This window comes from Pontimicrobium sp. SW4 (assembly GCF_039954625.1).
Taxonomy (GTDB): Bacteria; Bacteroidota; Bacteroidia; order Flavobacteriales; family Flavobacteriaceae; genus Pontimicrobium.
In genome coordinates this window covers 2,689,929-2,702,318 of the sequence record NZ_CP157199.1, presented here as the reverse complement: position 1 = coordinate 2,702,318, position 12,390 = coordinate 2,689,929, and the positions used below count along the sequence as shown (strand labels likewise).

At 32.1% G+C, this 12,390-nt stretch carries 9 protein-coding genes; 7 read left to right on the top strand and 2 right to left on the bottom strand.

Annotation, left to right across the window (positions count from 1 at the left end):
• The first annotated feature begins 4 nt into the window (after nt 1–4).
• Complete coding sequence (locus ABGB03_RS12515; RefSeq protein ID WP_347922911.1) at nt 5–1,459, top strand: RagB/SusD family nutrient uptake outer membrane protein; 1,455 nt, start codon at nt 5–7, stop codon at nt 1,457–1,459.
• Between the two features lie 813 nt (nt 1,460–2,272).
• Here ABGB03_RS12515 and ABGB03_RS12510 read toward each other — a convergent pair.
• Nucleotides 2,273–5,494, bottom strand: a complete 3,222-nt coding sequence (locus tag ABGB03_RS12510) for a carboxypeptidase regulatory-like domain-containing protein (protein ID WP_347922910.1) — start codon at nt 5,492–5,494, stop codon at nt 2,273–2,275.
• Between the two features lie 570 nt (nt 5,495–6,064).
• On the bottom strand, nt 6,065–6,529 hold the full coding sequence (locus tag ABGB03_RS12505; RefSeq protein ID WP_347922909.1) for an Lrp/AsnC family transcriptional regulator: 465 nt from the start codon (nt 6,527–6,529) through the stop codon (nt 6,065–6,067).
• A 112-nt stretch (nt 6,530–6,641) separates the two neighbouring features.
• Here ABGB03_RS12505 and ABGB03_RS12500 point away from each other — a divergent pair, with 112 nt between their 5' ends.
• From ABGB03_RS12500 to ABGB03_RS12475, 6 genes are all read left to right on the top strand, one after another.
• Nucleotides 6,642–7,655: a homoserine dehydrogenase gene (locus ABGB03_RS12500; RefSeq protein WP_347922908.1), complete on the top strand. Its 1,014-nt coding sequence runs from the start codon at nt 6,642–6,644 to the stop codon at nt 7,653–7,655.
• Between the two features lie 2 nt (nt 7,656–7,657).
• Nucleotides 7,658–9,085 carry an aldehyde dehydrogenase family protein gene (locus tag ABGB03_RS12495; RefSeq protein WP_347922907.1) on the top strand — a complete coding sequence of 476 codons (1,428 nt, stop codon included), beginning with the start codon at nt 7,658–7,660 and terminating at the stop codon, nt 9,083–9,085.
• Between the two features lie 3 nt (nt 9,086–9,088).
• Nucleotides 9,089–10,855: a PLP-dependent transferase gene (locus ABGB03_RS12490; protein ID WP_347922906.1), complete on the top strand. Its 1,767-nt coding sequence runs from the start codon at nt 9,089–9,091 to the stop codon at nt 10,853–10,855.
• Nucleotides 10,856–10,879: 24 nt separating this feature from the next.
• On the top strand, nt 10,880–11,419 hold the full coding sequence (locus ABGB03_RS12485) for an OsmC family protein (RefSeq protein ID WP_347922905.1): 540 nt from the start codon (nt 10,880–10,882) through the stop codon (nt 11,417–11,419).
• Between the two features lie 88 nt (nt 11,420–11,507).
• Complete coding sequence (locus tag ABGB03_RS12480) at nt 11,508–11,711, top strand: (4Fe-4S)-binding protein (RefSeq protein ID WP_347922904.1); 204 nt, start codon at nt 11,508–11,510, stop codon at nt 11,709–11,711.
• Nucleotides 11,712–11,729: 18 nt separating this feature from the next.
• The gene (locus ABGB03_RS12475; protein ID WP_347922903.1) at nt 11,730–12,362 is read left to right on the top strand and encodes a DsbA family oxidoreductase; all 633 of its coding nucleotides are present in this window, start codon (nt 11,730–11,732) and stop codon (nt 12,360–12,362) included.
• Nucleotides 12,363–12,390 lie beyond the last annotated feature (28 nt).

Here is a 12,390-nt window from a genome sequence, read left to right as displayed (position 1 = left end):
AACTATGAAAACAATAAAATCTATTTTAGCATTTATAATAATCTCTTCAAGCTTTATGGCCTGTGAAGATTATAATACCGACCTTGAAGTTGATAATATTGAAGACCCAAATAGTCTTCAACTAGGGACTGAATCAACTGCACAAAAATTATTTCAAAACTGGTACTTTAATGCAAATCGATATGTCAGCCCTTCCTTAGCTATGGCAACTATGTCAGATATGCACTCGTGTTCATGGGGAAATGCTGCAATGCGAGATATGTCAAGTGAGCCACGAATAGCTTGGAATAATGATCCTGCATATTCTAATCAAACATTTACTAATACTTTTTTTAATTCCATGCATGTGGTTTTAGCAGATGCTAATGCTATTATTGCATCTATTGATAATGGTGCTATATTTTCTGATAATAATAAAATAAAAGCTATAGCAAGAATGGCGCAAGGTTTATCAGTTGGATATTTAGCACTTAATTTTAATCAAGTTTGGTTATCAGATGAAAGTGGACCATTAAATGATGGTGGACCTGTACCATATGGGGAAGCTATAGATTTTGCTCTGAGCATGCTTGATGATGCAATAAATATTTCTAACAACAATACCTTTACAGTAGAGGGGACATACTTTAATGGCGTTGACAAAAGTAGCACTGAATTTTCACAATTAGTAAATGCATTTGCTGCAAGGATTTTAGTTAATAGTGTAAGAAATTCTACTCAAAGGGATGCTTTAAACTGGACAAGCGTAATAAACTACGTTGATAATAGTGTTTCAAGTGACTTCGAAATTGCTGGAAATGGATGGAATGATAATTGGGTAAACGAATGGCCTTTGTATGGATATTTCCCTGGATGGGGTCGTGTAGATATGAGAGTAGTTAATCTAATGGATCCTAACACAATTGACTATTGGACAGACACAAATCCGGTAGCACCACAATCAACGAGTACAGATAATCGTTTAACTACAGATTTTCAATATTTAAACAGTCAAGACTTTATACCAAGTAGAGGAATCTACCATTATTCATCTTATAGGCACTCACGATACGATTGGTATATTAATGCTAACTACTTTGGTAATTATCCAGAGATATTAAAAGCCGAAATGGACTTATATAAGGCTGAAGCATTATTAAGAACTGGAGATTTGGCAGGTGCTGCTGCAATAATTAATGCTGGCACAAGAACCACTAGAGGTGGTCTTCCAAATGTAGCTACAGATGCACAGGAAATTGCAGATGCTATACATTATGAAAGATCAATAGAGCTTATGAGTACTGGGTCTGGTTTATCATTTTATGAAATGCGTAGAGAAAATATGCTGCAAGCCGGAACATTATTACATTTCCCTGTTCCTGGTAAACAATTACAAGCTGCTGGAATTGAAAACTACACCTTTGGTGGAACGTCAGGTACTCCAGGGGAAGATTACTCTATAAGTGGTTGGAATGATTAAATACAAATTAGTAATCAAATCCCTGACAAGATAGATTATAGCCCAAAGTTTTAATTAAGTTCTGATGATTTTTAATTAAATGGTGATTGGTTATATAGCTCGCAAGAAATTGCGAGCTATTTTTTATTTTATAACTAATTATATAGCTAGTGCGAATCCAGTTTAATCTAAAAAAATAACTTCTTAGACTATATTAAATAATTAAAGATTTAATTAATGGAACATCTTAAAAAAGACTTGTAATTAATTTATTGAAATTTGGATTAGTTAGCATACATGATTTTTTATTCGATTTAAATAATTAGAACCCCAAAGTACCATTAAAGAACTCTTTTTATAAATACCGATGCATTTAATAATGTTGACTAAGAGTAACCATTAGTCAACAAATAACAATAGTTTCTTTATAGCAGAATTAAATAGATTAACTTGATAAATCTTTTTATCTGTGGATAACAAAAAAATAGCCAAAGCTAATCACAGCTTTGGCTATAGAACTAAAAAAATTTACATAAACAAAATGAAATGGTACTACTCAGAACCAAAATTTTGTTTTAAATCCTCACTGCAAGATATATATTAAAACAAGTAAAAACGTTAATTTGAAAGACTATGATCTGGACAGATATTTAAATGATGTAAACTAAAATATTTATGCTACACAATCATTGTTTTGTGCTAATAACTAAGTTTAAATAAAAAACCCACTATATAAATATAATGGGTTTCTCAAAAAACTCTATTGGGACATTATTATTCTTAACAAACATACAATATGTCCCAAATTGAGTTCACTTAATCACTAATCAGGTTTTAATTAAAATTATATCTTAATCCAACTCTAATTTGCCATCTAGAACTTTGAACACCTAAATCATCAATTTGTTCTATATTATCTACAACAGATGGGTCGAAATTAAATACAGGATCTGGCGCAGCTGAAACTGTATTAAGTAATTCAATTTCCCCAAAGTTTGGTACATACTTTCTAACTCCCCATTCTTTGTTTAATAGGTTTGTTAAATTAAAAATATCCATTGTAAACTGTAAGGTGTTTTTAGTGTTTCCAAAATTAAAGTTTAAATCTTGAGCCAATTTAAAATCCACAACATGACTCCATGATTCTCCTCTATCTCCATTTCTTTCAGCATATTTACCTCTTCTGCTTCTCAGATACTTATTATCCTCTATAAAAGCGTTTAATGCATCCCATTGCTCTTGTGTAGTAAGCCCGTTGGCTCCATCTAATAATGTTATTTCGCTTTGGTCAGCTGGAACATAAATTAATGCATTATCACTGGAATCATCATTTAATAAATCCGGTCCGTCATTATATGTATATGAAAAAGGCATTCCTTCTCTTCCCTCATAGTAAAAACTTACAGCAGTTTTAAGATTTTTTAACCATTTAAATTCATAAGACATCCAACTAGCAATTTTATGTCCTGCAGCGAAATCTGATCTTGTAACTGGTAGATTTGAATTCTTACCATTAACCGTTTGAAGATTTCTCCATTGTGAACTGTTCTGCGAAGATGTTAAATCAAATATTCCTCTAGCATCACCGTAAGTATAAGTTATATTACCCATAAATCCTTTTGAATACGTTTTTGTTAAACCTACTGAAGCATTCCATGAATAACCTTCTCCTGTATTAGATCCTAAAATTACTCTTCCATAAGTATTATCTATTAAATCACCAAAACTATCGCTATAGTAAGGTCTATTATCTGCGCCATTTAAATGACCTGCTGGCCCTTTAATATTCAAGTTTTCATAATATAAAGTTTGAATATTATCTTGATAGATAAAGTCGGCATTAAGAACTAATCCCCACCAAGGTAATTTTTTATCTACACCAATATTATACTTTACTATTTGAGGTAATTTCAAGTCTGAAGCAAATAAATCTATATTCCCTCCAGTTCCTCCCGAGCCTGGTGCAACTCCAACAGGTTGATTATTAATATCTGGATTAAACATAAAATCAGGACTTCCATCAAATAAATAACCTCCTGTTATCCCATTATTATTATATACTGCTCCTGGCCAAACATTTGGCATTCTAGATGTAAATACACCCAAACCTCCTCTAATTTGAGTTCTATAATCTCCATTAACATTCCAATTGAATCCCATTCTTGGAGAAAAATGTACTGTAGAAGAAATACCACCACCTGCTCTTGCCCCTTGCAAGTTTTTGCCAGCAGCTTCTAATAGAGGAATAGTTCTATTATTAAAATCATCATTAAGTAAACCATCTTTCCATACTGGTAAGTCAAATCTCAATCCGAAAGACATTTTTAAATCATCGGTCATTTGTACTTCATCTTGAAAATACACTCCATATTGTACCAAATCAAACTCTGCTGCTCCTGATGATGTATCACCAACCCCATCAGATAAAAGAGAGTATCCTCTTTGGTACTGATTTGGTAATGCATTGGTTAAGAAGTCATTTAAATTAGAAAATCTATAAAATCCATAATTGTTTGCGAAAAATAAATTTTTAGAAGAAGAAAATTCATTATGAGTGCCAATAGTCAGTGTATGGGCGCCTCTATAAATTTCAAAATTATCAGTAATTGTAAATACTTTTTGATCTAAAAGATTTGCTGTGGAATATTGTTCACCTCCAAATTGTATATTACCACTTCCATCTCGAATTTGTACAGATGGAAAAGGATTACCAGAAGGATCTCTGTCATCAGCAACTTTAGTATATCCAATTATTAAATTATTAGATGCTCTATTTCCAATTTGCCAATTCCACTCCAAAGTAGCAGAATTTGTCTTAGAAGAAAACAATTCAGATCCGTTAGCAAAATTTATACTATTATAGTCGGTAGTATTAGCTTCAAGATTTTCTATTCCAGTATATCTATAGGATAATGAGAATTTATGATTTTCATTGGCATTGTAATCCAATTTAGCTGTTACTTTATCATTCTCTAAAAATGTTGTGCCAGAGTTTGGGCTTCCAGGATCATATCCAAATCTCGACACTAAATCACTGCGAAGAGCACTAAGGTCTGTTGCTAAACTATTCCCAATATAACCATCCAAATTAAATGAATTAGGTGTTTCGTTTTCTTCTCTTTCATAATTAACAAAGAAGAACAATTTATCTTTCTTTATAGGCCCACCAATACTAATACCATATGTATTAGAAGTAAATTCGGCTACTTTTTCTCTTTTCCCACTAGTAACTAAATCTACCGGTGTTTTTCCAACTAAATCCTCATTTCTTGAAAAGCCATAAACAGTTCCTTTAAAATCATTTGAACCTGATTTTGTAATTGCGTTGATTGCCCCTCCAGTAAAACCTGATAGCTTAACATCAAATGGTGCAACAGCAACATTAAATTGCTCAATCGCATCCATCGAAAATGGAGAAGCACCAGTTTGTCCACCATTAGTACCAGATGCAGAAAGTCCAAATTGATCATTATTAACGGCTCCATCAACAAAAATGGTATTAAAACGATTATTCTGTCCAGCAATATTAATACTGAATCCATCAGAGCCTTCAGATATTGTAGCTTGAGGTGTTATTCTAACAAAATCGGCTATAGATCTTGAAGTTGTAGGTAAACTATTAATTTGCCTAGAATTAATTGTTGTTTCTGTCCCTGTTTTATTTCCATCAAAAATATTATTACTTTGGGCAGTAATGACTATTTCTTCCAACGCATTTATATCCTCAACCATAACAGCATTGACCCTAAAGGTTTGTCCTAACTGAAGTGCAATATTTTCTCTAATAAAGTCTTTGAAACCAACGTACGTTATACTTACAGTATATGGCCCTCCTACTCTCATGTTAGGAATTCTAAAAAGACCATCAATATCTGAGATCGTACCATATTGAGTCCCAGAAGGTATATGTGTAGCAACTATATTCGCCCCTAGCAAGGGTGTATCTCCATCGAGTACTTTTCCATTAATCGAAGAAGTTGTAATCCCCTGTGAAAAAGAACTTTGAGAGATAAAAACAAATACAATTGCAGCTAAAAATTTAGTGAGATTTTTCATTAATAATTTTGTTTAAATAAGTAATTTGTTAATTTTTTAATAAAATTAACTTATACAAATCACGAGTAGTCAATAAATGAAGTGAACGCTCTATTATATGAAGTGAAGATGTATTTTTTACGAGTTCCTATTTTTGTATAAAAATTATAGATCCTTTATTTAACAAAATGGTAAACTTTAAATAAAACAAACGATTTTTTAAATTAGACCCGATGTTTAGTTTGGCAAAAGTAGTCAGTTATAAATTGTGAAAATTTAGAGTGAGTTTAATTAAAAAAAACAGAACTTAAAATCAAAAATTATTTGTATAAAAAAATTACCAAGTAGGCATTATATTAATGCTTGGTTCATTTGTGAGCATAGTCTCTTTCCACGTGATAAGGTTTTTCTTGAATAATTGCTGTTTTTCTCTTGACCATCCCCGAAAAAACTATCTAATCTCCTAAATCAGACCAAACCGGAGAAGAGTAAGAAACTATATTGTTAGTCACAATTCTTAAAAATCAAAACACAGTCTTTATTGGGAGGCTACAAGTTATTCTACATTTATTACAATACTAGAGACTATTTTCAATTATTCAATACACTCAATTTATAAACACATTCGCTGTGGTAAATCATGGATGATTCAATATGATCAATATTATGAAAACTAGCAAGCTCATCCATAATAAAAGATCTCAAACTATCAGAATCTATTACAGCAACATGAATCATAAAATCGGTATCTCCAGCAAGGTGGTAAAACCGTATGACACCTTTAATAGAATTTAGTTTCTTTATAAACGAATTTACTATTTCCCTTTCATGTCTTTTTAAACGAACAGCTACCAACACCTCTATGTTAACGCCTAATTTTTTCAAGTTTAAGTCTGCATTAAATGCTTTAAAAAAACCCTCATTAGTTAACTTTTTAAGCCTTTCATGGCAAGTTGACGGAGCAATATCTAGTTCAACTGCTAACTCTTTGTTAGACAACCGAGCATTATTCTGTAATAGTGTTAATATCCGAATATCCTTTTGATCTAGTTTCATAATAATTTTTTTATAGAATTATTTTCAGTTTAATTAAAATTATGAAGAATAATAAATTGATTTAATACAAAAAATAAGAATTTTGTTCAAATATAATTAAATATTTTTATAAATGAATATTGGCATAATAGGACTTGGAACCGTTACTCAAGGATTTGTAGAAATCTTGCAAGAAAAAGAAGATTGGATTAGAGATACATTTGGATCTAGTTTAAAAATTGTAGCTATTAAAGACCTTCAAAAAGGCAATATCTATAATTCTAATGGTATAGACTTAAAAACCCTTTTAAGTAAGTTACAAAATAATGAAACTATTAGTGATGGAAGTTTGCATGAAAACGACGCTGTTTCTTTAATTAAAGATGTAGACTTAATCGTTGAAGCTACATATAGTGATTATAAAACCGGAGATCCTGCCTATACTTTTATAAAAGATGCATTAAAGAATGGGAAACATGTTGTAACTACAAACAAAGGTCCTATTGCTTTACATTATGCAGAGCTTAACAAAATTGCCATTAAAAATAAGGTGTCATTGTGTTATGAAGGCACTGTATTAAGTGGTACACCAACATTTAATTTAATAGACAACTCTTTAGCTGGAAATAATATTATTGAAGTAAGAGGTATTCTTAATGGAACTAGTAATTATATACTTTCCGAAATGGCAAAAGGTGAGTCTTTTAAAGACGTTTTAGCTATAGCACAAGAAAAAGGATATGCCGAAGCGGATCCAACGAATGATGTGAAAGGGCACGACGCTAGGGGGAAAGTAGCAATTCTTTCTCATAGAATCTTTGGTGTTGATTTAGGTTTAGAAAACATTCCAACAATGGGAATTGACGCAATTTCTAAAGAAGAGCTAGACACTGCAAAAAAAGAGCACAAGAACATTCGCTTAATTGGCACACTTAAAAAAGAAGGCAATATCGTTACAGGTAAAGTTCAACCAGAAGTATTAGATGCTTCAGATGCTTTATTTGGTATTGATGGCGTTACGAATGCTATAGAATTTACTACAGAATATTTAGGAAAAACTATGATTACTGGTCCAGGTGCTGGGAAACTTGAAACTGGATACGCTGTGTTTTCAGATGTTTTATCAATCATTAAGAAAACGAAATAGCTATGACTTTAAAAATGTTAATTGGCGACAATTGGATTGAAACTAAAGAGAAATTTCCAATTCAAAATGCATATTCAGGTAGAACCATTTACTATGGCTCCTGTGCTTCAAAAAAGCATACAGAAGATGCGCTGCTATCGGCAGAAAAAGGAAAAGAGATTTCAAGAGAACTATCTCCATATATGCGTAGTGAAATTTTAACTAAAGTAGCTACTCTTTTAAGTGAAAGAAAAGAAGAATTTGCAAAAACGATTGTTTCTGAAGGTGTAAAAACTATTAATGAGTCCAGAAAAGAAGTCGATAGATGTATTAACACATTAACACTTTGTGCTGAAGAAGCCAAGAGAAATAATGGAGAAATGGTCTCTTTTAATGCCTTTAAAGGATCGGAAAACAGAACAGGATATTATGTAAATAGTCCAATAGGTATTGTAACAGCAATTACACCGTTTAATGATCCCTTAAATTTAGTGGCTCATAAATTAGGACCAGCTGTAGCTGCTGGAAATGCTATTATTTTAAAACCTTCAGATTTTACTCCTGTTTCAGCCATAAAACTAGGAGAATTATTCTTAGAAGCGGGTTTACCATATCATGTGTTAAATATTGTAACAGGACCGCTTAGCAATTTTGGAAACATTTTAGTTACGGACAATAGAGTAAACATGGTAAGCTTTACAGGAGGAACGAAATCTGGGGAAGCTATTACTAAAGTAGCTGGAATAAAGAAAGTCGCCATGGAGCTAGGATCAAGTTCACCAGTAATTGTAATGAATGATGTTAATGTTGATGAAGTAGCTACAAATTGTTTTGGGGCTATTACTTGGGCGGCTGGTCAAAACTGTGTTGGTGTAAAAAGAATGTATGTACATGAAGACATTTACGATGCTTTTAAAAACAAATTAATAGAGTGTGCTAAAAAGGTAAAAATTGGAAATCCAGAAGATGAAACCACAGATATGGGACCAATTATTTCTAATCACGCCATAGAAGAAATTGAAACATCAATAGAAGAGCTTAAGACTTCAGGATACACTGTTTTACAAGGCGGTAATAGAATAAATAATGTTTTTGAACCTACCATTTTAGAAGGGAATTTTGATAACCCACTAAATGGTAAAAAAGAAATTTTTGGACCAGTAGCAACATTGTCTAAAATAAAAACCCTAGAAGAAGGTATTAAAGCATGTAACGATTCGCCTTACGGATTACATGCTGGCATTTTTACTAATAATGTTAATATGGCTTTTAAAGCAACAGAGCAAATACAATGTGGTGGTGTTATGGTTAATGATACATCAGATTACAGAATAGATATGATGCCTTTTGGAGGTATTAAGCAAAGTGGTATTGGTAGAGAGGGTGTTGCATCAGCCATTAAAGAAATGACCACAACCAAAATTGTATGTTTTAATTTAAATAACAAATAGATTATGAGTGATATAACAAATTCCAAAATTTTATCTCCAAGGAGAAAATCTTCTACAGTAACTACTATAGAAGCTTTAGCAGCAGAGCAATTAGAGCATTTTAGCATAGATGCCAATAGCGATTATGGTAAAGCACTTAAAAGTGCTGCCATTGATATTTACAACGCACAGTCCGATATTACCAAGTTGCAGGAAATAACTAGTAATACTATTTCTAAACTAGATCAAGGAGAAAAAGTAGCCTATTTTAATGCAAAGCGTTTTTTGTCTTTTCAAATAGCCAAAGTACTAGAGACATTACAAGGGCCATTAAACAAAACTTATCAGTCTTTAGGTCAATCAGACGAAACTTTGCAGGCTAAAGGACCATTTCCTTTAACTAATAATATTGCAGCATTATTTTCTGCAACTCCAGTAATTGCTCGTACGTCTACATATGATTATTCTTGTACGGAGTGGGTTGATGATGCATTCAATGGTAAAGAATCTATTCACCACATCTATTCAAGATTATTAAACCCAACTTCTATGGCACTTTCACAACAGATTGTACATATAGAAGCAGGAAAATATGCCGATGATTATACCGCTTGGAACTTTAATAGTGGTATGGCAGCTGTTGATGCATTGTTGAGTAACATATTGAATTATGGAGATGTACTTGTACTTTCAAGAAACGTGTATGGTGGCGTATATCAATTAATTGAAGATTTTTTTGCTAAAAAGAATAAATTCGGCATCAAAATAGTTTGGTTTGATGGTTACTCAGTAGAAGATTTCAAACCTGTACTTGAAAAAGCAAAAGAAGATTATAAGGACATTCTTTCTTCTGGCAACAAATTACACGTATATATGGAATCTCCTTGTAATCCACATGGTTATATGTTAGATGTTCCTGCTATTTGTAAATTCTCTAAACAACATGGAGCAACTGTAGTTTTAGACGGAACGGTTGCTACACCTTTTCTAATTAAGCCTCTACAGCACGAAGACGAACAACTTCGACCTGACTATTTATTTCATAGTTACACGAAAGATATTACTGGTTCTGGTAATGCTATTGCAGCAGGCATTATTGCTAAAAATGACTTGATGTTCTTGCCTAAAGGTGAGAAGAAAAATGGTATTAACTGGGATGAAACTCTTTTTTGGAATGTATACTATGTGAAAGGCGCTTTCTTAAATTCTGATACTGCTTTTGAAGTATTATCTGGATTAAAAACATTGAGTTTAAGAATGGCTCAAAAATGTGTAAATACATTAGTGCTTGCTAATTTTTTTGACTCTAACCCTGGAGTAACAGTACATTGTAGTGGACTGGAAGGAAACCACAACAATGCAATTATGAAGAAAATTAGCAAATATCAATTAGCTGCACCTTTGTTCACTATTGATTTTGAGAACGCAAAAATATCGGACAAGGCATTTAAAATGTTCTTTGATGCATTAGCACCAGCTTATGGTCTTCAGGTAAGTTTAGGGCAAATTAATACGACACTTTTATGTCCTGCCTTCACATCACATTCAGAATTGAATAAAGAAGCCTTATTGGATGCAGGTATACATAAAACAACCATGCGTGTATCAGTAGGTAATGAAAACCCTAAAGAGTTGATAGGTCATTTTTTACAGTCTATTAAATTAATGATAGATCCAGAAAAACCAGAATTCTCTAACGAGTTCTTATCTATGAAAGAAGTAGATAAATTATACGCAGAAACGTATATGGAAGTACAAAAACAATTAATTGACAATGGTTATTTGAGCTAATAATTAACACTTAAAAATAAAAACATGATTAACGGATTAAATTTAGAAGCATTAGGAGCCTATAAAGCGACTGTAGAGCAAGACGCAAAAAAAGGAATGTACAATGGAGGCATAAAGGCTACTTGGATGGGTGGCACTAAAGTAGGAGTAAAAACAAACAACCTTATTTTAGGTGATGAAACTATTCCTCATGATTTTTCTTTTACCATTGATGAACCAGAACAATTATTGGGAGCACATTCTGCACCAACGCCTCAAGATTATATGTTAGGAGGATTATCTGGTTGTATGATGGTTACTTTTGTGGCTATGTGTTCTATTAAAGGAATAGAATTGGAATCTGTTACGTTAGACATAAAGTCAGGATTAGATCTTCAAGGTTTCTTGGGCATCAACGAAACATCTCCAGTTGGTTTTGATACTGTTGAGTACGCATTTTCAGTAAAAGGAAATGGAACAGAAACTCAATATCAAGAAGCAGCTAACGAAGTCATTAAATTTTCTCCTAATTACGCAACAATGGCTAATAAAGTAAAGATGGTAGCTAGTTTAAGTATAGTTTAATTAGGGTGGTGAGTTTTTTATACTCATCTGCAACCAAGGGCTTATTAACACTAATAAGCCCTTAACTTTAAAAATCTAAAGAAATACAATGGAAGAATTTAAAAAGGAAGATATTACTGTTCTTTGGGATGCTACCAAATGTGTACATGCTGGTTATTGTGTGAAATTATTGCCTAACGTATACAGACCAGGAGAAACTCCTTGGGTACATACAGATTGTGCTTCTAAAGAAGATATTATAAACCAAGTTTCTCAATGTCCATCAGGAGCATTAACGATAAAGCAACAGTAACTAAAAAATAATATTTATATGACAATTTCTGTATGGTCAGATATTAGATGCCCTTTTTGCTATATAGCAAAAAGGAAATTAGAGGATGCTATTTCACAATTCAACAACAATGAAGATAAAATTATTGTTGAATGGAAAAGTTTTGAATTAGATTCAAACCTTCAAACCAATATAGATATAAACTTAATAGATTACTATGTAAACAAAGGAGCTAATAAGCAACAAATAACAGATTTATTTACTCATGCAGAAAATATGGCAAAAGAAGTTAATCTAGAATTTAATTTAGATAAAGTTGTTGTAGCTAACTCATTTAATGCTCATAAACTAATACACTTGGCTAAGACAATAAATAAACAAAATGAAGCCAAAGAATTATTATTTAAAGCTTACTTATGTGAAGGAAAAAATATTGATAGTACTAATACTTTGTTAAGTATTGGGGGAGTTCTTGGGTTAAGTATTAATAATGTATTAGAAGGTTTAAAGAGTAAAAAACTAAAAAACGAAGTATTTAATGATCAAATAAAAGCTAAAGAGGTTGGTGTCTCTGGAGTACCTTTTTTTATATTCAATAATAAGTATAGTTTATCTGGAGCCCAACCAGTAGAAACATTTTTAGATGTAATAGAAAAGGCTTACAATAATTAATTAAAAAAGCTCTAGAATTTCTAGAGCT

Bases quoted from the DNA above. Each gene is read 5' to 3' on its own strand.
- ABGB03_RS12490 (WP_347922906.1), top strand. From the start codon at position 9,089: ATGAGTGATATAACAAATTCCAAAATTTTATCTCCAAGGAGAAAATCT.
- ABGB03_RS12475 (WP_347922903.1), top strand. From the start codon at position 11,730: ATGACAATTTCTGTATGGTCAGATATTAGATGCCCTTTTTGCTATATA.
- ABGB03_RS12500 (WP_347922908.1), top strand. From the start codon at position 6,642: ATGAATATTGGCATAATAGGACTTGGAACCGTTACTCAAGGATTTGTA.
- ABGB03_RS12480 (WP_347922904.1), top strand. From the start codon at position 11,508: ATGGAAGAATTTAAAAAGGAAGATATTACTGTTCTTTGGGATGCTACC.
- ABGB03_RS12515 (WP_347922911.1), top strand. From the start codon at position 5: ATGAAAACAATAAAATCTATTTTAGCATTTATAATAATCTCTTCAAGC.
- ABGB03_RS12505 (WP_347922909.1), bottom strand. From the start codon at position 6,529: ATGAAACTAGATCAAAAGGATATTCGGATATTAACACTATTACAGAAT.
- ABGB03_RS12495 (WP_347922907.1), top strand. From the start codon at position 7,658: ATGACTTTAAAAATGTTAATTGGCGACAATTGGATTGAAACTAAAGAG.
- ABGB03_RS12510 (WP_347922910.1), bottom strand. From the start codon at position 5,494: ATGAAAAATCTCACTAAATTTTTAGCTGCAATTGTATTTGTTTTTATC.
- ABGB03_RS12485 (WP_347922905.1), top strand. From the start codon at position 10,880: ATGATTAACGGATTAAATTTAGAAGCATTAGGAGCCTATAAAGCGACT.